At 69.5% G+C, this 22,746-nt stretch carries 18 protein-coding genes; 11 read left to right on the top strand and 7 right to left on the bottom strand.

Annotation, left to right across the window (positions count from 1 at the left end; translation table 11 throughout):
- Nucleotides 1-843, top strand: coding sequence for a sugar ABC transporter permease (locus tag ABN611_RS28720; RefSeq protein WP_350281700.1), 843 nt, complete (start codon nucleotides 1-3; stop codon nucleotides 841-843).
- A gap of 3 nt (nucleotides 844-846) precedes the next feature.
- Nucleotides 847-1,737: a carbohydrate ABC transporter permease gene (locus tag ABN611_RS28715; RefSeq protein WP_350275363.1), complete on the top strand. Its 891-nt coding sequence runs from the start codon at nucleotides 847-849 to the stop codon at nucleotides 1,735-1,737.
- On the opposite strand, the gene ABN611_RS28710 is transcribed toward ABN611_RS28715, so the two are convergent.
- The gene (locus ABN611_RS28710; RefSeq protein ID WP_350275362.1) at nucleotides 1,734-2,087 is read right to left on the bottom strand and encodes a DoxX family protein; all 354 of its coding nucleotides are present in this window, start codon (nucleotides 2,085-2,087) and stop codon (nucleotides 1,734-1,736) included. The two genes, ABN611_RS28715 and ABN611_RS28710, sit on opposite strands and share 4 nt — an antisense overlap.
- A gap of 76 nt (nucleotides 2,088-2,163) precedes the next feature.
- Between ABN611_RS28710 and ABN611_RS28705 the strand changes: the two genes are divergently transcribed.
- The 3 genes from ABN611_RS28705 to ABN611_RS28695 all read left to right on the top strand — a co-directional run bounded on the left by ABN611_RS28705 (nucleotide 2,164) and on the right by ABN611_RS28695 (nucleotide 5,885).
- Nucleotides 2,164-2,739 carry a TetR/AcrR family transcriptional regulator gene (locus ABN611_RS28705; protein WP_350275361.1) on the top strand — a complete coding sequence of 192 codons (576 nt, stop codon included), beginning with the start codon at nucleotides 2,164-2,166 and terminating at the stop codon, nucleotides 2,737-2,739.
- A 39-nt stretch (nucleotides 2,740-2,778) separates the two neighbouring features.
- The gene (locus ABN611_RS28700; RefSeq protein ID WP_350275360.1) at nucleotides 2,779-3,450 is read left to right on the top strand and encodes a hypothetical protein; all 672 of its coding nucleotides are present in this window, start codon (nucleotides 2,779-2,781) and stop codon (nucleotides 3,448-3,450) included.
- A 224-nt stretch (nucleotides 3,451-3,674) separates the two neighbouring features.
- Nucleotides 3,675-5,885 (top strand): ATP-binding domain-containing protein, encoded by a 2,211-nt coding sequence (locus tag ABN611_RS28695; RefSeq protein ID WP_350275359.1) that lies wholly within the window; start codon nucleotides 3,675-3,677, stop codon nucleotides 5,883-5,885.
- 32 nt (nucleotides 5,886-5,917) lie between these two features.
- On the opposite strand, the gene ABN611_RS28690 is transcribed toward ABN611_RS28695, so the two are convergent.
- The gene (locus ABN611_RS28690) at nucleotides 5,918-6,784 is read right to left on the bottom strand and encodes a helix-turn-helix transcriptional regulator (protein WP_350275358.1); all 867 of its coding nucleotides are present in this window, start codon (nucleotides 6,782-6,784) and stop codon (nucleotides 5,918-5,920) included.
- A 101-nt stretch (nucleotides 6,785-6,885) separates the two neighbouring features.
- Between ABN611_RS28690 and ABN611_RS28685 the strand changes: the two genes are divergently transcribed.
- From ABN611_RS28685 to ABN611_RS28675, 3 genes are all read left to right on the top strand, one after another.
- Complete coding sequence (locus ABN611_RS28685) at nucleotides 6,886-7,923, top strand: alcohol dehydrogenase catalytic domain-containing protein (protein ID WP_350275357.1); 1,038 nt, start codon at nucleotides 6,886-6,888, stop codon at nucleotides 7,921-7,923.
- Between the two features lie 127 nt (nucleotides 7,924-8,050).
- Nucleotides 8,051-10,480 carry a transglycosylase domain-containing protein gene (locus ABN611_RS28680; protein ID WP_350275356.1) on the top strand — a complete coding sequence of 810 codons (2,430 nt, stop codon included), beginning with the start codon at nucleotides 8,051-8,053 and terminating at the stop codon, nucleotides 10,478-10,480.
- A gap of 78 nt (nucleotides 10,481-10,558) precedes the next feature.
- The gene (locus ABN611_RS28675; protein ID WP_350275355.1) at nucleotides 10,559-11,821 is read left to right on the top strand and encodes an aminotransferase class I/II-fold pyridoxal phosphate-dependent enzyme; all 1,263 of its coding nucleotides are present in this window, start codon (nucleotides 10,559-10,561) and stop codon (nucleotides 11,819-11,821) included.
- 3 nt (nucleotides 11,822-11,824) lie between these two features.
- Here ABN611_RS28675 and ABN611_RS28670 read toward each other — a convergent pair whose 3' ends face one another.
- A complete protein-coding gene (locus ABN611_RS28670) occupies nucleotides 11,825-12,337 on the bottom strand; it encodes a PaaI family thioesterase (protein ID WP_350275354.1) in 513 nt (170 codons plus the stop codon).
- A 107-nt stretch (nucleotides 12,338-12,444) separates the two neighbouring features.
- Between ABN611_RS28670 and ABN611_RS28665 the strand changes: the two genes are divergently transcribed.
- The gene (locus tag ABN611_RS28665) at nucleotides 12,445-13,155 is read left to right on the top strand and encodes an excalibur calcium-binding domain-containing protein (protein WP_350275353.1); all 711 of its coding nucleotides are present in this window, start codon (nucleotides 12,445-12,447) and stop codon (nucleotides 13,153-13,155) included.
- On the opposite strand, the gene ABN611_RS28660 is transcribed toward ABN611_RS28665, so the two are convergent.
- The 3 genes from ABN611_RS28660 to ABN611_RS28650 form a co-directional block, all read right to left on the bottom strand.
- Entirely contained in the window at nucleotides 13,095-13,994 is a 900-nt protein-coding gene (locus ABN611_RS28660; protein WP_350275352.1) for a hypothetical protein, read from the bottom strand. The two genes, ABN611_RS28665 and ABN611_RS28660, sit on opposite strands and share 61 nt — an antisense overlap.
- 49 nt (nucleotides 13,995-14,043) lie before the next feature.
- Nucleotides 14,044-15,489, bottom strand: a complete 1,446-nt coding sequence (locus ABN611_RS28655; protein WP_350275351.1) for a hypothetical protein — start codon at nucleotides 15,487-15,489, stop codon at nucleotides 14,044-14,046.
- An 84-nt stretch (nucleotides 15,490-15,573) separates the two neighbouring features.
- The gene (locus tag ABN611_RS28650; RefSeq protein ID WP_350275350.1) at nucleotides 15,574-16,887 is read right to left on the bottom strand and encodes an NAD-dependent succinate-semialdehyde dehydrogenase; all 1,314 of its coding nucleotides are present in this window, start codon (nucleotides 16,885-16,887) and stop codon (nucleotides 15,574-15,576) included.
- Nucleotides 16,888-17,130: 243 nt separating this feature from the next.
- Between ABN611_RS28650 and ABN611_RS28645 the strand changes: the two genes are divergently transcribed.
- The gene (locus ABN611_RS28645) at nucleotides 17,131-19,197 is read left to right on the top strand and encodes a M6 family metalloprotease domain-containing protein (protein ID WP_350275349.1); all 2,067 of its coding nucleotides are present in this window, start codon (nucleotides 17,131-17,133) and stop codon (nucleotides 19,195-19,197) included.
- Here ABN611_RS28645 and ABN611_RS28640 read toward each other — a convergent pair.
- Nucleotides 19,162-19,653: a hypothetical protein gene (locus ABN611_RS28640; RefSeq protein WP_350275348.1), complete on the bottom strand. Its 492-nt coding sequence runs from the start codon at nucleotides 19,651-19,653 to the stop codon at nucleotides 19,162-19,164. The two genes, ABN611_RS28645 and ABN611_RS28640, sit on opposite strands and share 36 nt — an antisense overlap.
- Before the next feature lie 297 nt (nucleotides 19,654-19,950).
- On the opposite strand from ABN611_RS28640, the gene ABN611_RS28635 reads away from it, so the two are divergent.
- Nucleotides 19,951-22,704 carry a BTAD domain-containing putative transcriptional regulator gene (locus tag ABN611_RS28635; RefSeq protein WP_350275347.1) on the top strand — a complete coding sequence of 918 codons (2,754 nt, stop codon included), beginning with the start codon at nucleotides 19,951-19,953 and terminating at the stop codon, nucleotides 22,702-22,704.
- Nucleotides 22,705-22,746: the final 42 nt, after the last annotated feature.

Raw genomic sequence — 22,746 nt, 5'->3', positions numbered from 1 at the left:
ATGGTGCTGCCGGCGCTCGTGCTGTTCGTCGTGTTCGGGGTCGTCCCGCTGGTCGGCGTACTGGTGCTGAGCTTCACCAGCTGGGACGGGCTCGGCGCGATCCACGCGGCCGGGCTGTCGAACTGGAGGTCCGTGCTCACCGACCCGCAGCTGCCGCACAGCATCCTGGTGACCTTCGAGATCATGATCCTCTCGTGGGTGGTGCAGACGCCGCTGAGCCTGCTGCTCGGCACGTTCCTCGCCGGGCGGCAGCGGTACCGCGCGTTCCTCGCGGTGCTGTACTTCATCCCGCTGCTGCTCAGCTCGGCCGCGATCGCGATCACCTTCAAGGCCCTGCTCGACCCGAACTTCGGCCTCGGCCCGGGCCTGAAGCTGAGCTTCCTGACCCAGGACTGGCTCGGCCGCGGCGACCTCGCGCTCGCCGTGGTGATCTTCATCGTGTCCTGGCAGTTCATCCCGTTCCACTCGCTGATCTACCAGGGCGGCGTCCGGCAGATCCCGACCACGATGTACGAGGCGGCGTCGATCGACGGCGCCGGCCGGATCCGGCAGTTCTTCAGCATCACCGTGCCGCAGCTGAAGTACACGATCATCACGTCGTCGACGCTGATGGTGGTCGGTTCGCTGACTTTCTTCGACCTGATCTTCGTCCTGACCGCGGGCGGCCCTGGTGACGCCACCAGCGTGCTCGCGCTGGACATGTACCAGCGCGGCTTCATGTCGAACCGGATGGGTCCGGCGAGTGTCATCGCCGCCCTGATCGTGCTGCTCGGCCTCGCGCTCGCCCTGCTGCTGCGGCGGCTCGGCGGCAGTACGACGGCCAGCCAGCAGGAAGGTGCGTGACCGATGGCCGTGGCAACCAGTTCCTCGAGTACGACGACCACTCCCGCACCGACGACGTCGTTCCGCGCGCGCAAGCTGCTGCAGCTGAACTGGTTCGGCGGACTCGCCGGCTGGATCTGGCTCGGCATCGTGCTGGTCCCGCTGTACTGGATCGTCGTCACCAGCTTCAAGGACCAGAGCGCGTACTTCAGCCAGAACCCGTTCGCGCTGCCGTCCGACCCGACCATGGGCAACTACCAGCTGGTCGTCGAGTCCGACTTCCCGCGGTACTTCCTGAACAGCGTGATCGTCACCGCCGGCACGATCCTCCCGGCGGTCGCGATCTCGTTCATGGCGGCGTACGCGATCATCCGCGGCGCCGGCAGCCGGTTCCTCGCCGGAGTCAACGGGTTGTTCCTGATGGGGCTGGCGATCCCGTTGCAGGCCACGATCATCCCGGTCTACCTGCTGATCATCCGGATGCGGCTGTACGACAGCCTGCTCGCGCTGATCCTGCCGTCGATCGCGTTCTCGATCCCACTGTCCGTGCTCGTGCTCGCGAACTTCATCCGGGACGTCCCGAAGGAACTCTTCGAGTCGATGCGTGTCGACGGTGCTTCCGAGTGGGGCATGCTCCGCAGCCTCGCGCTGCCGCTGACCCGCCCGGCGCTGGTGACGGTCAGCATCTACAACGGGCTAGGCGTCTGGAACGGCTTCCTGCTACCGCTGATCCTGACCCAGAGCCCCGACAAGCGCACCCTCCCCCTGGCGCTGTGGACCTTCCAGGGCCAGTACAGCGTGAACGTCCCGGCAGTCCTGGCCTCGGTCGTCCTCACCACCCTGCCCATCGTCATCCTCTACGCCGTCAGCCGCCGCCAACTCCTCAGCGGCCTCACCGCCGGCTTCAGCCGCTAGAGCCGTCTGCTCAGGGGACGGATCGCCCACGACGCGAGTGCCAGCGCGGCGAACGTGAGCGGGGCGATCGTCCCGGAGTAGTGGTGCTCGGCCGCGTTGGACGCCGCTGCGCCGGTCATGTTGATCAGCACGCCGGCGTACGCCCACTCCTTCAGGCGGGGCAGTCGCGGTACGGCGATGACCACCGCGGCGGCGAGCTTCGCGATACCGAGAATCGTCGCGAGGTAGCTCGGATATCCCAGCTCGACCAGCATCGGGTAGAACGGCGGCATCCGGAACAGGTCCATGGCGCCACCGACGGCGCACTCCCCCACGACGATCGCAGTCACTGCCCAGTAGGTGGTTCTCATCTGACGTCACCAGCTATCGAAACGGATCCGTACTCTTCAGCTAACGGTACGATAGCGTTTCGATGGAGGTGGAGCAATGGTCTCGCGGGGAGACGGCGCCCGGCAGCGCATGCTGACGGCCGCGCTCGACGTACTGGACGATGCCGGGCTGGCCGGGTTCACGATGGAGGCGGTTGCGCGCCGCGCAGGCGCCAGCAAGGCGACGCTGTATCGCCGCTGGCCGACGACCGGGGCGCTGCTGATCGACGCGATGGACGCCACGTTCCGCCCGTTCCCCACCCCCGACACCGGGTCGGTGACCGGGGACGTCACGGAGATCCTGAGCGCGTTCGTGACGCTGCTCGAGCGGACCCCGTTCCCTCGGCTGCTGGCGGCGTTCATCGACGCCGCGGAACGCGACCCGGCACTGTCGAAATTGCACACCGACCTGACCAACCGCCGGCGCCGGCCGCTGCTCGAGGTCCTCGAGCGCGCCCGGAAACGCGGTGAGTTGCCGCCCGACACCGATCCGGAACTGACCGCGGACCTGCTCACCAGCCCGTTCTTCTACCGCCGGTTCGTTGCCCACCGCCCCATTCCGCGCGAAATGGTCGCCGACGTGATCGAACGCGTCCTGAATCCGGGCACTGCCGGTGGCCTCACGGACTGCTAACCTTCCGGCCTACCTGGACCGTCTTGAGCAGTGGGGGCGATGAGTACAGTGGCAGACGACGAACCACCTGCGAACGCCTCGGACACTCACGACGGAAGCTGGTTCGGCAAACACCAGAAGGGTGCCTGGATCGCCGCCGGGGCAACGGTCGTCGCAGCTCTGATCGCAGCGTTGGTTCCTGTTGTCGCCTCCTCCGGCGACGACAAGGACACCGGAGCCGGGCCGGCCGTCGCACCTACGCCGTCGCCGGCCGCATCCACGTCCGGATCGGCACCGACCAGCACTCCGGTGTCCAGCCAGACCCCGTCGCCGGGCCCGTCTCCGAGCGCTGCGCCTGCCGGAAGCCAACTCTGGCGGGGGGCGCTGCTGCTCAGCACCGAGGCGAAGGATCTGGACGCCGTGCCACCGGAGCCAGTGGGCTACGCCGACCAAGGCGACGTCTACATGCTGTACGACAACGAGATGAGCGGCTGGAACGGCACCCTGATAGCGCAGTGGACCGGCACCGGCAACCTGCCAGGACCTCAGGACTGCTCGAACGTTGTCGGCGCCCTGGGCAGCCGCGACAAGGTGAAACTCTCGAAGACGACGGTGCTGTGCGTACGCACGAGTGGCCGGAACATCGCGAGGCTCAAGGTCTCCGCGCTCGGCGACGGCGGCGGGCTGGACTCGCGCGCTACCTTCGACGCGGTCGTCTGGAAGGCGGGCTGAGCCCAGCCGATCCCGAACCCGGTGGACGTGCTCGGTCCCCTCTGAATCTCTTGCGGTAAATCCCCGCCATTGGGTACCGTTGGGTGTTTGTGTCGGACAACGAAAAAGAAGCCCTCTTGGGGCTTCTGAGTTCAGATTATCAAACTCCGCGGATTTGTGCAAGGGGATCGGGGGCAGGGGTGCTGGAGCGCGAGATCGCTGCTGAGCAAGGCGAAGTGACGGCCATGTACGAGCGGCTGGACGTGTTGCGGGAAAAGGCGCGGACCGAGTTGCGCCGGGTGCAGGGTGAGGCAACAACGGGAACCGAACAGGCGGCGTCGGAGCGGGAATCGTTCACGCAGTTGTATTCCGGGCGGTTCTCGCAATTGTCGGCGGTGGAACGCGGACTGTGTTTCGGGCGCGTCGACGAGACCGCCGGCGACCGGTTCCACATCGGCAGGATCGGGTTGTTCGACGACGACTACAACCCGATCCTGATCGACTGGCGGACGCCGGTCGCGCAGGTGTTCTACAAGGCCACGGCCGCGGAACCGCTCGGCGTCAAACGGCGCCGGCACATCCGCCTGCACGGCCGCACCGTCGTCGGTGTCGACGACGACCTGCTGGACGCGGACGCGCTCGGCGACGGTGAACGCAGCACGCTGATCGGCGAGGCGGCCCTGCTCTCCTCGCTGAGCGCGGGCCGCACCGGCCGGATGAACGAGATCGTCGCGACGATCCAGTCCGAGCAGGACGAGATCATCCGGTCGGAGCTGCCGGGGGTGCTGGTCGTCCAGGGTGGCCCGGGGACCGGCAAGACCGTGGTCGCGCTGCACCGCGCGGCCTATCTGCTGTACACGCATCGCGAGCAGCTCGGGCGGAGCGGCGTACTCGTCGTCGGGCCGAACAGCACCTTCCTGCGCTACATCGACCAGGTGCTGCCCTCGCTCGGCGAGACCGACGTCGTGCTCGCGACGACCGCCGAGCTGTACCCCGGTGTCGTGGCGACCGCGCCGGAGTCGCCCGAGGCCGCGCGAATCAAGGGCGACCTCGCGATGGCCGACGTACTCGAGAAGGCCGCCGCGGGCTTCCGCGTCGTACCGGCCGAGCCGATCCGGCTCAAGGTCGGCCAGGAAGAGCTGGTACTGCGTCCCGCCGCGATCCGCAAGGCACAACAAGCAGCGTTGACGGCCCAACCGCTGCACAACAGGGCGCGGCCGCTCTTCGTCCGGCGGATCGTCAAGGCGCTCGCCCACCAGATCGTCGAACGAATCGGCCGGCAGTACGTCGGGGAGGCGGACGTCGAGGACATCGAGCGGGAGGTGTTCGAGGACGACCGGGTGCTGGAGCTGCTCGACCGGTTGTGGCCCGAGCTCACGCCGCAGCTGCTCGTCTCGGTCCTGTTCTCGTCTGACACCCGCCTGGCCGCCGCCGCGCCGTACCTCACCGCCGCCGAGCGTTCCGCCGTACTGCGACCACTCACCGCGGACTGGAGCCGCACCGACGTCGCGCTGCTCGACGAAGCCGCCGAACAGCTCGGCGACACCGCGGCGGTCGTTGCCGGACGCAAACGTCAGGCGGCCGACGAGGCGGTGGCCACGGCGGCGAACCGGGAGTACGCGCGGGGCGTCGTCGACATCGAGCTGACCGCGGACCGGATCACGATCGAGCCGTGGGAGATCGAGCAGTTCAAGGACCTGATCGCCCAGCGCACCCGGCTGATCGAGGCGCCGGCGAGCCTCGCCGAGCGGGCCGCCTCGGATCGCACCTGGGTGTTCGGGCACGTGATCGTCGACGAGGCCCAGGAACTGTCCGCGATGGACTGGCGGATGCTGATGCGCCGCTGCCCGCGCCGCTCGATGACGCTTGTCGGCGACATCGCGCAGGCCGGCTCCGCGGCCGGGGTCCGGTCCTGGACCGAACTCCTGGAGCGCTACGCCCCGCGGCGCTGGCGGACCGCGGAGCTGACCGTCAACTACCGGACCCCGACCGAGATCATGTCCCTCGCCGCCGGCATCCTCGCGGCGATCGACCCGACGCTGAAGCCGCCGGCGTCGGTCCGGGAGACCGGTGTCGAGCCGTACGTCGACCCGGTCCCCGCCGAGGCACTCGCCGACGCGCTGCGGGTCGCGATCAAGTCCGAGCAGGAGGCGATCGGCGACGGCCGGACGGCGGTCATCGTCCCGGCCGCCCGGTACGACGAGTTCGCCGCCGCGCTCCCCGAGGTTGCCCACAGCCACGACCCGGCGGTGCTCGACGGCGCGGTAGCGCTGCTCGACGTACCGCAGTCCAAAGGTCTCGAGTTCGACGCGGTGCTGATCGCCGATCCGGCCGGCATCGTCGCCGGGTCCGACCGCGGCCTCTCCGATCTCTACGTCGCCGTCACCCGGGCCACGAAACGCCTCACCGTCCTCGGCAGCCTCCCCGACGTACTCACCCAGGTACGACATCGGTGACGCGCTCACCCGCGTCCGAGCCGGACAGCTGGCTATCCGTTGTCTTGAGCAACAGTTGGCTGGGTGGCCGCCCAGCTCGCCAGGAGCCTGAACGCGTCGGCGGTGGGACTGCCGGCGGGGGCGGTGTAGACGACCATGGTCAGCCCCGGGTCGGAGGGGAACTCCATGGCCTCGAAGTCGATCTCGAGGTCGCCGACGACCGGATGCCGCAGCCGCTTGCGGCCGGAGCGGTGGAAGCGGACGTTGTGGTCCGCCCAGTGCGTCCGGAACGTTTCGCTCCGGGTGGACAGCTCACCGATCAGGTCGCTGAGGGCCTTGTCGTGCGGGTTCTTGCCCGCCTCCAACCGCAGTACCGCCGCGATGTCGTCGGCCGCCCGCTCCCAGTCCACGAAGAACTCCTGCGACGCCGGGTCCAGGAAGGTGAACCGGGCGGTGTTCGGCGGCCGGCGCGGCTCGGCGAACATCGCCGCGTACAACGCCCGCGACAGCTGATTCGCCGCGACGATGTCCAGGCGGCTGTTGCGGATCCACGCGGGTGCGTCGGCGATCGTGTCCAGGACCTGCTGCAGCGCGGGGCGAAGGCCTTGCGAGGCCGATCGCTGCCGGACCGGCCTCGAGGCCGAGTCGCGGGCGAGCGTGAAGAGATGGTCCCGCTCCGCCTCGTCCAGCTGCAGCGCCCGGGCGAGGGCCTCCAGCACGCTCTCGGACGCACCGGCCAGATTTCCGCGCTCCATGCGTACGTAGTAGTCCACCGAGACACCGGCCAGGAGTGCGACCTCCTCGCGGCGCAGACCTTTCACCCGACGGTTGCCGCCGTACGCCGGTAGACCGGCCTGCTCCGGCGTGAGGCGAGCGCGCCGGGAGCTCAGGAACTCCTTGATCTCGGCCCGGTGGTCCATGCCCTCCACCCTACGGACGCCACCCCGGCCGAGGGAGGCACTGGCGTTACCTGGAACGAGCGGCACTGCCACGACCGTCCGGAGCCGCCTTCACTGGAGCCATGCGAGCTACTTACCTGTACAGCGCCGGAGACGTGCGCGTGATCGAGGTACCGGATCCGGTGATCCGGCAAGCGACGGACGCCGTGGTGCGGGTGGTCAGATCCTGCATCTGCGGCAGCGACCTGCACCCGTACCACAACCTGCCCGACACGCCCGGCGGAAAGACCATGGGCCACGAGTTCGTGGGTGTCGTGGAGGACGTCGGGCGCGACGTGACCACCTTGCGGAAGGGCGACTTCGTGATCGCGCCGTTCGCCTGGTCGGACGGGACCTGCGACTTCTGCCGCGAGGACCTGCAGACGTCGTGCCGGCACGGCGGCTTCTGGAACGCGGACGGTGTCGACGGCTGTCAGGCGGAGGCGGTCCGCGTACCGCTGGCGGACGGCACGCTGGTCAAGGTGCCCGGCGGCGAGGACCCCGCCCTTCTTCCGGCACTGCTCACCCTGTCGGACGTTTACGGCACCGGGTACCACGCGGCGCTCAAGGGTGGCGTGTCGGCGCGGACCACGGTCACTGTCATCGGCGACGGTGCGGTCGGCCTCCTCGCCGTACTGGCGGCAAAGCAGTTCGGTGCCGAGCGCATCATCCTGATGGGCCGCCACAAGGCCCGGACCGACCTCGGCGTCGAGTACGGCGCGACGGACGTCGTGGCGGAGCGCGGCGAGGAAGGGATCGCCAAGGTCCGCGAGTTGACCGGCGGCGACGGTACGCACGTCGTCCTCGAGGCGGTCGGCCACCTGCCGGCCTACCAACAGGCCCTCGGCGTGGTCCGGCCCGGTGGGGTGATCAGCCGGGTCGGCGTCCCGCAGTACGCCGAGGCGCCGATCGGCTTCTCGACGCTCTTCCTGCCCAACATCACGCTGACCGGCGGCCCGGCCCCGGCCCGCGCGTACATCGAGCGGCTGCTGCCCGGTGTCCTCGACGGAACCGTTGCACCTGGCAAGGTCTTCGACCGTACCGTCGGGTTCGACGGGATCCCGGACGGCTACCGAGCGATGGACGAGCGCACGGCCCTGAAGGTGCTGATCGAGCCCTGAACCGGGGGTGGCATGATCATCCGAAGGTGAAGATTCGATCACTGAGGGTGAGATCGTTGGGCTAATGTGTAAATTCCGTAACGAGGAGACTCCCGGAAAGCGCTCTGCTCACGTACTCTGCCCAACCATGCACAGAGGCGAGCGACGGGCCCAGCGGCCCAATGTCGTGTGGTCGGTGTTCCTGTTCCTGGTGGTCAGTGCGCTCGCCGGAGCGCTCGCCGCCGGACTGGCGCTGCCGTTCGCCGGCCTGGCCGGCGTGACCACGGCCAAGGCACACGACACCGTCCAGTACCTGCCCCAGGACCTGCAGACCGCGCCGCTGGCGCAGAAGTCGGTGATCCAGGACAAGGACGGCAAGACGATCGCGACCCTGTACCAGCAGAACCGGACGCCGGTCACGCTGAAGCAGATCAGCCCGGTGATGCTCAAGGCGATCGTCGCGATCGAGGACGACCGCTTCTACCAGCACGGCGCCATGGACCTGAAGGGCACGCTCCGCGCGCTGCTGCGCAACCAGTCCGGCGGCAGCGTCCAGCAAGGCGGCTCGAGCATCACCCAGCAGTACGTGAAGCTGAGCCTGATCAACAAGGCCCGGTCGCCGGAGGAGGTCAAGCAGGCGACCGCCGAGACGTACGAGCGGAAGATCGCCGAGCTGCGCTACGCGATCGCGGTCGAGAAGGAGCTCAGCAAGGACGAGATCCTGAACCGCTACCTGAACCTCGCGTTCTTCGGCGACCGCTCGTACGGCATCGAGGCGGCCGCGATGCACTACTTCGGCGTGCACGCCGCCAAGCTCAACCTGCCGCAGGCCGCGATGCTGGCCGGCCTGGTGAAGAACCCGACCGGGTACGACCCGATCGACAGCCCGAAGCGGGCCAAGGCGCGCCGCGACGTCGTGCTGCGCCGGATGCAGGAACTGAACATCATCACCGCCAAGCAGGCCCAGGACGCGATCAAGACCCCGGTGATCGACCCCGCGAAGGTCCGGGTGGTGCCGAGCGGCTGCGCGAACTCGACGTACCCGTTCTTCTGCGAGTACGTGGTGTCGAAGCTGAAGGAGAACGCCGCCTTCGGCAAGACCGCGGAGGAACGCGAGAACTACATCGAGACCTCCGGCCTGGTGATCAGGACCTCGCTCGACCAGAAGATGCAGGCCGCCGCCGAGGCCTCGGTCACGAAGCACTCGAAGCCGACCGACGACGTGATCGCCGCGATCACGCTGGTCGAGCCCGGCACCGGCCTGGTGAAGGCGATGGCGCAGAGCCGCACGTACGGCGCGAAGAAGGGGCAGACGGCGTACAACTACAACGTCGAGAAGTCCTACGCCGGCGGCTTCGGCGGTTTCCAGAACGGGTCGACGATGAAGGCCTTCACGATCGCCGCCGCGATCGGCCGCGGCGTGCCGACGACGTACCGGATCCGCTCGCCGCAGACGCTCGCGCTCAGCGGCGAGACCTTCAGCACGTGCGACGGTCCGACGTCGGACGACTCGTACAACCCGAAGAACTCGACGCGGACCGTGCTCGACCCGACGATGGTCGAGGCGGCCAAGGCCTCGACCAACACGTACTTCCTGCAGCTCTCGCAGCAGATCGGCCTGTGCCCCGTCGCCACGATCGCGTCCAAGCTCGGCATGCGCGACGCCCAGACCGGCAAGCCGCTCGAGCAGGTGGTGTCGTTCACGCTCGGTTCGGCAGGTCTGATCACGCCGTTGATGCTGTCGAACGCGTATGCGACGTTCGCCGCCCGGGGCATCTACTGCACCCCGCAGATCATCACCTCGATCGCCTCGCTGAAGACCGGGAAGGCGTTCCAGACGCCGGGCCCGAACTGTCACCGGGTCCTGTCGCCGGGCGTCGCGGACGGCGTCAACTACGTCCTGCAACAGGTGATGGCCAAGGGCGGCACCGGATCCAAGCTCAAGTTCGGCAACAGCGACCTGGCGGGCAAGACCGGTACGACGGACGACAACTTCGCCGTCTGGTTCGCCGGGTACTCGTCGAAGCTGTCCGCAGCGGCCGTTGTCGCCGACGCAGACCCGCCGGCGGGCAACATGATCGGCCAGACCTTCAACGGCAAGGAGATGGACGACGCGTCCGGTTCCGGCACCGCGGGCCCGATCTGGCAGACCGCGATGCAACTCGCCCTGCAGGGGCTGCCGAGCAGCAAGTTCGTCAAGCCCGACGACAAGATCATCCGCGGCAACGTGAAGGACCTGCCGTACCTGAAGGGCATGACGCCGGCGGCCGCCGCGCTGAAGCTGCAGTCGATGGGCTTCAAGGCCCGGATCGCCCCCGGTGGTCCGGTCGACTCCGACGCGCCGGCCGGCATGGTGGCGTGGACCAGCCCGCGGCAGTCCGACGGTGCCCCGGAAGGCGCGACGATCCTGCTGTTCGTCTCGAACGGCAGCAAGGCCCAGCCGACCACACCGCCGACGCCGCCGGTGACTCCACCGGTCCCACCGCCGACACGGCCGACGGCCACCGTCAAGCCGCCGCCGGGGTTCCCCACCTGTCCGCCGTGGGATCCGCGTTATCCGCGCTGCAAGCGCAACTGACGGACTCCCGGCGCACGGCACCGGAAGGTCCGTCACTAGGCTGGGGTCCAACACCTAGTACTTGTGAAAGGACTCCCCGTGAGTGTCGATGAGCTGACTGCCCAGGTCGAGCGTGCCCGCCAGGACTACGAAGCGCTGGTGGCGAAGGGGCTCAAGCTGGATCTGACGCGCGGGAAGCCGTCGCCGAAGCAGCTGGACGCGGCCAACGGAGTGCTCGGCCTGAGCGGTGACCCGGTCGCCGCCGACGGCACCGACCTGCGCAACTACGGTGGCCTGACCGGGCTGCCCGAGGTGCGGGCGATCTTCGCCGAGGACCTGCAGGTGCCGGTCGACCAGCTGCTCGCCGCGGGGAACTCGAGCCTCGAGCTGATGCACGACGCGATCGTGTTCGCGCTGCTCGGCAAGGTGCCGGGCGCGGAGCAGCGCTGGGCCGACGTCGAGGGGCTGACGTTCCTCTGCCCGGTCCCGGGGTACGACCGGCACTTCGGCATCTGCGAGCGGTACGGGATCAAGATGGTCGCGGTGCCGATGACGCCCGAAGGCCCCGACATGGACGTCGTCGAGCGGTTGGTCGCCGAGGACAGCGCGGTCAAGGGCATCTGGTGCGTGCCGAAGTACAGCAACCCGGACGGCACGGTGTACTCCGACGAGACGGTCCGCCGGCTCGCCGCGATGCGGACCGCGGCGCCGGACTTCCGGATCTTCTGGGACAACGCGTACGCCGTGCACCACCTGACCGACTCCCCCGCGCAGCTGGCCGACGTGCTCGCGCTCTGCGCCGAGAACGGGAACCCGGACCGCGCGTTCGTGTTCGGGTCGAGCTCGAAGATCACCTTCGCCGGCGCCGGCGTCGCGTTCTTCGGGTCCTCGCCGGCGAACGTCGAGTGGTGGCTGAGCCACACGGTGAAGCGCAGCATCGGCCCGGACAAGATCAACCAGCTGCGGCACGTGCAGTTCCTCCGCGACGCCGAGGGCCTGCGCGCGCACATGCGGACGCTGGCCGAGCTGATCCGGCCGAAGTTCGACGCCGTCGACAAGATCCTCACCGCCGAGCTCGGCGGCACCGGCCTCGCGTCCTGGACGGCGCCGGCCGGCGGCTACTTCGTCAGCCTCGAGGTCCCCGAGGGCTGCGCCCGCGAGGTGGTCGCGAAGGCGAAGGCGGCCGGCATCGCGATCACCCCGGCCGGCGCCACGCACCCGTACGGCGACGACCCGACCGACCAGGTGATCCGGATCGCCCCGACGTACCCCGAGCTACCCGAGGTCGAGGCCGCAATCACCGGCCTGGCCACCTGCGTCCGCCTGGTCGCTTCCGAGAAGCTGCTGGCCGACCAGAACTGAGTTTCAGGCCTGCGGGAGCTCGAAGATCAGGCAGGTTGACGTTGCGTGGGCGAGGAGTTTGCCGCGTTCGTCGTACAGGTGGGCTTCGGCGACCGCCGTACGACGGCCGCGGCTGATGATCCCGCCCTCGCAGCGGAGCAGGCCGGAGTCGGTCGTGACCGGCCTGACGAAGCGCGTCATCAGGTCGAGTGAGGTGTAGCCGACGCCCGCGGGCAGTGACGAGTGCACGGTGCAGCCGGCGGCGGTGTCGAGCAGGGTCGCGATGACGCCGCCGTGCACGCTGCCGAGCGGGTTGTAGTGGAATTCGGCCGCCGGCATCAGCACGGTGACCTTGCCCTCCTCGACCTCGAACCCGGTGCCGCCGATCAGATGCAGGATCGGCGGCGCCGGCAGTTCGCCGTCGCGCATCGCCCGCAGCATCTCCAGCCCCGACGCGCGGCCGAGCCGCGCCGCCGTCTCCGCCGGATCCGCCCACTCGAAGGTCCGGCTGCGGGTCGCCCGCTGAGTCTCCGTCATGGACTGAGCCTCACACCGGCCATCTGAGTCTGTCAATGAGACTTAGACCTCCCCGGGCGCGTCGGCCTCCGGCTCGCTAGGCTGCTGCCGGTACTGGGGGAGGAAGAGTGAGGCAGTTCAACGCAGCGCCCGGTTGGCCCGACCCGCCCACCAAACGCTGGAAACCACCGAAGCACTGGCGCCCGTCCGAGTCCTGGCCGCCCGCACCGGCCGGCTGGAGGTTCTGGGTCAACGAGGCCGGCGAGCCGGTCCGCGGCCCGATCGGCCGGTACGGCGGACCGAGCAGGGTCAAGGTCGGCGCGATCCTGGCCGTACCGCTCGCGCTGATCGCCGCGGTGCTGTTCAACCCGTTCGGCGGCGGTGACGACACCGTGGGCTCGCTGCAGGTGCGAACGTCGGAACCGACGCCGGTCCCGACGAGCGCACCCACGACGGACACGACGTCGGTACCGACAACATCGTCGGCCGAGCCGAGCACGGCGCAGACCAGCGCTGGGCCGACCACGTCGCCAACTTCACCGCCGACGGCACCGGGCACGTCGCCGAGTCCGTCGACGGTTGGTGCCACCTCGCCGCCGCCGACGACGCCAACGCCGACGCCGCGCCCGACGCCGGAGCCGACCGAGCCGTCACCGACGGCACCCCGGACGACGCCGACGCCGACCGTGGTCCCGGTGACGACTGCGGCGGTCGTGTTCCGCAGCTGCGCCGAGGCCCGCGCCGCCGGCAAGGCCCCGCTGCACCGTGGGGAGCCCGGCTACTCGGCGGCGCTCGACCGCAACGGCGACGGCGTGGCCTGCGACCGCGGCAACTCCTGACGCAGCCCTTCGTTCCACAGCTCCTGCGTCTGGCTGATCCAGAACGCCGCGAACAGCACGATCAGCGCACCCTCGATCCACAGCACGGCGTGGTCCCAGCCGACAAGGCGCTTCCACGCGAACATGGCCACCGGTACGACGACCATCGCCATGGCGATCACGGAGTACCGGTTGGCCGGTGAGTGCGGGGCCGCGTGCTCGCGTTGCTTGCGCCGGAACTGCTCCGCGTTCAGCAGTACGACCGCGACGATGCATGCGAACATCACGATCGCGGCGGCGTAGTGCGCGTTCGCGATGAACCCGGAGCGGTCGGTCAGGAACCACCACAGTCCGCCGCCGAAGATCAGCGCCGCGACCGCGAGGCCGAGCACGTACATCGGCGTCCAGCCGGCCGGTCGCACGATCCGGTCCCGGACGATGAAGACGGCGGCCAGCAGCAGGCACGGCAGGCCGACGACGAACACCGCGAGCATGTTGTTCGAGACGTTCGCCGCCGCGTCGCCGAGGGCCACCGGCACCGAGTGGCAGCTGCCCTGGCCCGGCGTCGGCACCAGCGCGACGGCCGGCGCGAGGATGCCGGCCACGTTGAGCAGGATGTCCTCGGGTTCGGTGTTGCCCTTCAGCACCACCATGCAGACCCCGATGGTGATCAGCGCGCCGACGAAGATCGCCCGCACCGGCGTGTAGTAGTACGCGCTGATCGAGGTCTGCAGGCAGTGCGGATCGGTCTTCGACCACTCGATCACCAGCGCCGCCCCGAGCAGCACGATCATGGCCACCATCGCCATCCGCAGATAGCGGTACGTCTTGATGGAGTAACCGCCCGGCACGCTCATCATCGGCTCCCCTTCGCCACGCGCCCGCTGGGTTACCGACAGTATGCGCCGTTCACGGCCGGACGACGAGAGGCCGGAACGCCGCCTGGATGGTGGCGGCCGTCGGCTTCACCTCCTCGTACGGGTCGGGACTGCCGATGCCGTTGTACGTCGTGTAGGAGATCGTCGCCGGGCAGACCGAGCCGCTGATCTGCACCTTGCTGGTCCTGATCAGCCGGCCGGTGCGCAACTCGTACACCCGGACCGGAACGGCGATCTTGTAGAAGGTGACGTCGGTGATCCGGCCGGAACCGAAGAACGGCCGGTACTGGCAAGTGCGGACCGCCGAGCCGGACTCCTCCTCCCCCGCGCAGATCACCAGGGCGGCGGTGTCGGCAGTGCCGGCCCGCCATCCCGTCGGCAGTTGGCGTGTGTACTCGCTGCCGAAGAACGCCGCGCGGTTCACTCCGCTGCGGAGCCGTGGCGCGGGACTGTACTTCGCGGGCGTCGAGCAGTACTCGCCCGAGCTGACGAGCTCCCGCACCCGCGCCAGTTCCGCGCGGATCTTCGCCTGCAGGATCGCGTGATCGGCCTTCTGCACCCCGGCGCGGGCCCGGATCGCCTGCTTGGCGCGCGGGTAGCGGGTCACGAGCAGCTGGTAGGTGTTGCGTGCCTTCGCCCAGTCCGCCTTCCCCGCTTGGCCGTCGGCGCAGCCGAGCAGCGCGTTCGGCTCGATCCGTGGGACCAGCGCGTTCGGCCGGTCGAGGATGTTGCCGGCCGGTTTGCGGGACCGCAGCCACTCTGTGACCGCGACCGTCCGGCACGGCTCGCCGAGCGGGAAGCTGCCGACGAACCGGTCGACGACCTTCTCCACCGTCGGCACCTGGTCGGGCTGCCGGATGATGGCGGTCAGCTGACCGAAGGCGGACTCGATCGCGAGGACATCGGCCACCGCCGTCGCGGTACGCAGCTTGTCCGCGACCACCTCGATCCGATTGCAGGCCTCGACGTCGGACTCGACGCGTACGGTCCGGGGCGCGTCCCCGATCCGATGCCCGGCGCCGTACTTCGCTTGCGCTGCCCGGACTCCGGCGCAGTCGCCGGCCTCGCGTGCCGCGACCGCCTCCGCGTCGATGCGCTGGGCGTCGTACCGCTGGAAGCCGACCGCGGCCAGCACCACGACGGTGACGCCGAGCGCGACGATCCGCTGGGGCAGGCTGGCGGCGCGCGGGGGCCGGCGATGGGCGAGGAGCCAGCCGTGGACGACCTGCAGGAGTCCCCAGCCGAGTACGGCGTACTGGTAGCCGCCGTCGCGGCGTTGGTACAGGAGGACGACGAGCACCGCCGTACCCGCGAGACCGAGGATGCCGAGGAGCCAGCGACGGACCAGGAAGTACCCCAGGCCCAGTAGCGAAGCGTTGCCCAGGGCAACGGCCACTGGGTCGTGGCGGCGCGGCGGCTTTGGTGGTGGTCCGGGGTACGGCTGACCCTGCGGCGGCGGCCATTGCTGGTAGCTCATCTGTATCGCTCTCGGTCACGGATCATCGCAGCCCAGCGTGACCGGCATCGCCTCCGTCCGCGGCGGGATGACCGCTTCCTGCCATCAGAGCCGGATGGACTTCTTGTTCATGAACTCCTCGATGCCGGCCGGGCCCAGTTCGCGGCCGAGGCCGGAGCGTTTGATGCCGCCGAACGGGAGGTCGGCCTGGGAGCCGCCGGCGCGGTTCAGGTACACCATGCCGGCGTCGATGCGGTCCGCGACCCGGCGGTTGCGGTCGGGGTCGGTCCCCCAGACCGAGGCGCCGAGGCCGAACGGGGTGTCGTTCGCGAGCCGGACCGCGTCGTCCTCGTCTTCGGCCCGGAACACGATGACGACCGGGCCGAAGATCTCCTCGTAGTACGCGTCCATCGCCGGGGTGACGTCGGTCAGGACGGTCGCCTCGAGATAGGCGCCGGGCGTGATTCGGCGGCCGCCGGTGCGCAGGGTGGCGCCCTGTTCGACCGCCGTCGCGACCTGGGCGGCGACCTCGTCCGCGGCGGCCGCGGAGGCGAGCGGCGGGAGTTTCGTCGCGGGGTCGGCGGGGTCGCCCGGGACGTAGTACTCCGTGACGCGCTTGGTGAGCCGGTCGACGTACTCGTCGTAGATGTCCGCCAGGACGATCATCCGCTTGGGCGCGTTGCAGGACTGGCCGCAGTTCCGCATCCGCGCGGTCGCGGTGGCGTTGACGGTCTCGTCCAGGTCGTCGGTGTCGAGGACGATCAGCGGATCCGAGCCGCCGAGCTCGAGCACGGTCTTCTTCAGGTGCTTCCCGGCCTCGGCGGCGACCGAGATGCCGGCCTGTTCGCTGCCGGTCAGCGAGACGCCGGCGATCCGCGGGTCGGCGAGGATCGCGGGGATCTGCCGGCTGGACGCGAACGTGTTCACGTAGACGTCCTCGGGTACGCCGGCCGCGTGCAGGATCTCCTCGATCGCGCGCGCGGACCGCGGGCAGATCGAGGCGTGCTTGAGCAGGATCGTGTTGCCGAGCACGAGGTTCGGCGCGACGAACCTGGCGACCTGGTAGCAGGGGAAGTTCCACGGCATGATCCCGAGCAGCGGCCCGATCGGCCCCTTGGTGATGACGGCCTTCCCGCCCTTGATGTCGATCGGCTCGTCCGCGAGCAACGCGGGCCCGTGCTGGGCGTAGTACCGGAAGATGTCGACCACGATGCCGACCTCTCCCAGCCCCTCGCTGACCCGCTTCCCCATCTCCAGCGTCATGATCGCGGCCAACTCGTCGGCCCGCTCCGCAAACAACTCCGCCGCTCTCGCCACGACCGCGGCCCGCTCCCCCACACCCCAGGCACGCCACTCCGGATACGCCGCAGCCACCCGCCCAACCGCGCCCCGCACCTCCTCCTCCGTCGAGTTAGGCACTTCCTCCACCAACACCCCACGCACCGGATCGGTGACCGAATACATCGCCGTACCTCCATCCAAAACCAGAGAACGTCACCATACTGTATACAGTCTCCTCACGCCTGTCGCGGTTCGGGTGTGCAACGCCGGGTGCGGTTGTGGCTGGGGTTTGGAGGGGGCATGCTCGTGGCTGTCCGTTGTGCCGCCCCTTCGTCGATCGGATGCCCGCCCGTGTCTGAGCAACGGAAGTTTCGTCGTGTTGTGCGGTTGGTTGCTGTGCTCGCTGCTGTCTCGGTGCCGTCGGTGGCGCTGGCTTCACCTGGTGGGAATGCACCGCCGGATCCGGTGAACGCCTGGCAGTACCCGCACTGGCCGCAGACGCAGCCTTGGCAGGAGTCGGGGCCGGACGCGCGCGTGGCTGCGACGGTTGCCGGTGGGTTGCCGGGGCCGATCGACCCGCAGAACTGGGAGAACCCGGACCACATGACGTGGGACGACTACGTCAAGCCGCCGGGGACCAACTGGGCCGATCCGGCGGTCAAGGGATCGGAGCGGACCTTCAAGGGTGCGCTCGTGCTCGTCGACTACCCCAACCAGGACTTCGTGGTCACGAAGCCGAAGGGCTCGACCCCGTTCGGCAACCCGAGCGCGGCCGCGAACGGCGTACCGCGGGAGAACGTCGCCCAGTTCTACAAGGACTTCCTCAACACCCCGACACCGCTGAATCACGGTCACACACTGCACGAGTACTGGATGGAGGACTCCGGCGGGCGGTACGGCGTCGACCTCACCGCGTTCGGGCCCTACCGGATGCCGGGCAAGTCGCACGAGTACGCGATGGAGATGCAGGACGACGAGGACTGCCCCGCGGGCGACAACTGCGCGCGGGACCTGCGCACCGACGGCCGGGCCGCGTGGATCGCCGACCAAGGTGCCGACGTACCGGCCGGGTTCGACTTCGTGTTCTTCCTCAGCGCCGGGCAGGACGAGTCGTCCACCTGGCAGGAGTTCGGGATGATGAAGTTCCCGGTGAAGGAGGACGTGTCGGAGGAGTTCGGCCCGCCGGACCCGGCGCAGCGCAACTGGTCCGGGACGCGGTACGTCGACTGGACGTCGTGGGCGGCCGGCGCCTCGATCTGGCCGAACGCGAGCCGCGGCTCGTCCACCCAGGCGGAGAGCTCCGGGATGGGCGTGTTCGCGCACGAGTTCAGCCACATCCTCGGGATCGGCGACAACTACAACAACCCGTACGGCGTCCCGCCGCGGCGCGCGTACACGGGCATCTGGGAGATGCTCAGCCGGGGCAGCTTCAACGGCCCGGGCGGACCGCACAGCCGCTGGATGATCCCGGCGACCGGCGGCGCGTCGATGGGCGCGCAACACATGCTGCGCAACAAGATCAAGCTCGAGATGGTCGACGAGCAGAACGTCCTGCGATTGTCCCGCGAGGCGCTGGCGTCGTCCGGAGTAGTGATCGCGAACGTCAAGGCCCGCAGCGTGAATCCGGGCGCGAAGGACCTGTCCGGGATCAACGTGGTGCTCGGCGGCAAGGGCGATCTCGCCCCGCCGTGCGACGAGAAGACGGATCCGTTCTGCGACGGCCGTGAGTACCAGAACTACACGGTCGAGGTCGTCGACCGGATGGGCACGGACTCGTTCACACCCGACGCCGGCGTGCTGCTCGCGAAGACCAAGAACCTCGACGACGCGCCGTTCGAGTGGGTGATCGACGCGAACCCGCAGGACATCGGCATGACCGACTACGTGCTGCCCGACGGAACGAAGGTGCCGATCACGCTCGGCGACTACCGGCAGCTTTCCGACGCGCTGTTCCACGCCGGCACGAACTCGGGCAGCGAGTACGAGTACACCGACACCGGGAACCGCCTGCACTTCTACGTCACCGACGTGCACCGTGACCGGCAGGGCGTGCTGTCCTACACGGTCGCGATCCGTTCCCTCGACGGCGCCGGACCTCAGAAGCGCGGCGTACGCCTGCTGCCGACGGTCGCCGAGCCGGACCGCAACGGCGTACAGACCTGCAACTTCCGGCTCACGAACACCGGCCAGGCGGGTACGACGTCCACGCAGCCCGAGGACGTAACGCAGTACGTCAAGGGCGACGTGTACCGCCTGACCGCGAAGTCCAACGGCTGGCCGATCGCCCTCCCGAACGCCTTGGCGACCGCCAACGCCGGCCAACAGGTCACGGTCGCCGTCCACACCAAGCCCGGCAGCACTCCGCTCGGCCGCATCACCCTGACCGCCACCTCCGAAAGCGACCCCACCAAGTCAGCCACCGCCACCTGCACCGCCGTCAAGCGCTGACAACAACGCGCCGGGCGTCCAGCCGAGCCGGACGCCCGGCGCCGCATGAAGGTAGTCGACGACGCGCTCGATTCCCCACCCGTGCGCCTCGACGAGGCCGGTGGCGATCCAGTGCAGGTACGACGCTGTGGGCGCGACCGGGGCGAGGTCGGCGATGGTGCCGTGGGTGACGGTGTACATGGGACGGCCGTCGAGTTCTCCAAGGCAGACAACGGTTTCGTAGCGTCCGGGGCCCATGGTGTGGAACTCGACCACGTCCGGCAGAAGCCCCGCCAGCTCGAGCGCGAACGGTCCGCCGGGCTCGCGCCACATCTCCTGCGCCGCGACGTCGCCGAGCTGATCCGGTGTCAGCAGATACGCCCGCCCGGCGACCTCGCTGGGCGCGGAGCGGTCGTAGAAGGCCGAGCCACCTCCCCAGACCTTCGACGCACCGGCGAACACCACGCTGCCGGGCACGAAGACGCCCTCGCTCCGGACAGGCGCAGTACGGTCCCGGCACCCCGGATACACCCGTGCCCCGCCGCGGGGCCGCCCGCCGTGCAAGTAGCAATTGAAGCGCTCCAGCGCCAGATTCGAGCCGTAAGCGACGTACCAGACGTGGTTCGGCAAAATCTCGTCTTCCGTCAGACAAAACGCCCACCCTACGGCAGGCCACGACGGCGATGACGGTACAGGTGGGTGCTGTCAGTTTGCTGTCGGTTTGGGCGACCCTGTGGGTCGGTAACGTGGGCTGTCCTATCTCTCGGGGGTGCGATGGGACAGGTCGACATACGGCTGCTCGGTCCGTTCGAGGTTCGGCGGGGTGGGCGGGTGGTGCGGGTTCCGGGGCGTAAGGTGCGGAGCCTGCTGGTCGTGCTCGCGTTGTACTGCGGGCGTACGGTGTCCGTCGACGGCCTCGGACGCGCGCTGTGGGCGGACGACCCGCCGCAACGGCTGCGCGGGAGCCTGCAGACGTACGTCGGGCGGTTGCGCCGCGTCCTCGGCGACAACGCGATCGTCACCGAACCGACCGGCTACCGGCTCGACCTCCCGCCGGAGTGTGTCGACGTACGGCGTTTCCATCAGCTGCTCGACGCGCGCGATCCCGAACAGGCGTTGGCGTTGTGGCGCGGAGACCCGTTCGGCGGCACCAACTCACCATGGCTGGAGGAACACGAGGCCCCGGCGCTTGTCGAGCGCTACCTCACCGCCTGGGAACAGCTACCCGACCCCGACATCCCCGCACTCCACAAGCTCACGACGCGCTACCCGTTCCGCGAAACCCTTTGGCTGCGACTGTTCACCGCACTGCGCGACGCCGGCCGATCCGCCGAAGCCCTCGACCGCTACGAAGCCTTCCGCACCCACCTCGCCGACGAACTCGGCGCCGACCCCGCCCCCGAACTCCAAGCCGTCCACCGCAGCCTCCTCACCGCCCGCCCGAAACCACGACCACTCCCCCGCGACCTCACCCGCTTCTTCGGCCGCGCCCAGGAACTCGCCGAACTCGACCGCCTCCTGAGCACCTCCCGCCTGGTGACAATCGCCGGCCCACCCGGCGCCGGCAAGACCCGCCTGAGCCGTGAACTAACGGCCAGGATCGGTTCCCGGTACGCCGCCGGCGTCGTCCTCGTCGAGCTCGCCTCCACATCCGCCCAGGCCCTGCTCGCCGACGTCATCGAGGACGCCGACGTCCTGGTCGTCCTGGACAACTGCGAACACATCGTCGACGCGGCCCGCGCCGCGGCACTCCGCGTCCTCGCCGACTACCCGTCGGTCCGCATCGTCACCACCAGCCGCGTCCCGCTCGGCGCGCCTGGCGAGCAGGTCTTCCGCCTCCCACCACTCGCCCAGACCCACGCGAGCCTCCTGTTCGCCGACCGGGCCGCTCTCGTCTCCGGTACGACGCCCGCCGACGAGCCGACAGTCGACGCGATCTGCCGCAAGCTCGACGGCCTACCGCTAGCCATCGAACTCGCCGCCGCGTGGAGCCGAGTCCTCTCGCCGCGCGAGATCCTCGACCGCCTCGCTCCCCTGCTCCACCAGACCGACGGCACCATGCGCGCCGCACTCGACTGGAGCCACAACCTCCTCACCGCCCCACAACAGCTCCTGTTCGAACGACTCGCGGTATTCGCAGGCAGCTTCGACCTGCAAGCCCTGGAGTACGTCGCCGACCTCGGTGACGACCTGCTCCGCGCGCTGACCGGCCTCGTCGACCACTCCCTCGTCCTCACCGATCGCCTGCCCGACGGGACCGTTCGCTACCGCCTCCTGGAACCCGTCCGCCAGTACGCCGCCACGCTCCTGGACGACGCACCGACAACAAGAGCACGCCACGCCCAGCACTACCTGTCCGTCGCCCAACGCGGCGACTCCGACCTGCACGGCACCGACCGAGGCCGCGCCGTGATGAACCTGCAGCGCGACGAAGGCAACTTCCTCGCCGCGCTCACCTGGGCACGCTCGCAGATCGACGACACCGGACTACGCCTGTCCACAGCCCTCGCCTACTACTGGGAGGTCCGCGGCTTCGTCAACGACGCAAGGGCCTGGCTGGAGGAGTTCGTCCACCAGGGCGACCCCACACTGCGCGCCGTCGCCCTGGCGCGACTGGGCCGACTGGCCTGGCGCCAGCGCGACTACGAGGCCGCCCGCCGCGCCTACGAGGACAGCCTGGAGCTGCATCGTCGGCTGGGCGACGAGCCCGGCACCGCCCGAGCCCGACGCAACCTCGCACTCGTCGCCGCGGCGACCGGCGAGACGACGTACGCCGTGGAACTCTGCGAGCAGAGCATCGCGACGTTCGACAAGCTCGGGAACGACCGCGGCCGCGGCTGGACGTTGTCGGTGCTCGGCCTGACACACTGCGAGCGCGGCGACTGGGCCGCGGCTGCGCCCTGCTTCCACGGGACGCTCGAGGCCGGTCGCACGGCAGGCAGCGCCGCTCTCACCTTCGCCGGCCGGATCGGCCTCGCTTACCTCGCCGCAGAATCCGGCGACGTCGACGGTCACCGTGAACAGCTGACCGCAATGATCGCCGAGCTCCGCAAGGCCTCCGGCCTGATCGAGGATCCGGAATGGCTGTGGGCGAGCATGAGCCTCGCCGCGAGCGAAGGCCGGGTCCGCGCGTCGCTGCGGCTCGCCGGGGCCGCGACCGCGCTGAGCCGGCGCGGCGGCCGGATGTCGGACGTCACCACCGTGCACTGCGACGCGATCGTGGAGCGACTCCGGCGGCAGCTCGGCGCCCGGGTCGCCGATCGGCTGATGGCGGCCGGACGACAGCTCACGCAGGACGAACTGATGGCTGAGGCACTCGCCTCGCCCACGACCGCCGACAAGCCACTCAGCGCCCGGGAGCTCGGGGTCGCCGAGCTCGCCGGGCAGGGCCTGAGCAACGAGCAGATCGCGGCCGCGCTGGTGATCTCCCGCCGTACGGTCGAATCGCACCTGGAGCACATCCGGCACAAGCTCGACCTGAGCAGCCGGTACGAGATCATCGCCTGGGCGCTGTCCCGATCCGGGTGATCACGGATGCGCCGGTCGCCGGCACCCGCGCAGCCTGAAGAG

It is taken from the genome of Kribbella sp. HUAS MG21 (assembly GCF_040254265.1).
GTDB lineage: Bacteria > Actinomycetota > Actinomycetes > Propionibacteriales > Kribbellaceae > Kribbella.
This window is presented reverse-complemented; position numbering and strand designations above follow the sequence as displayed.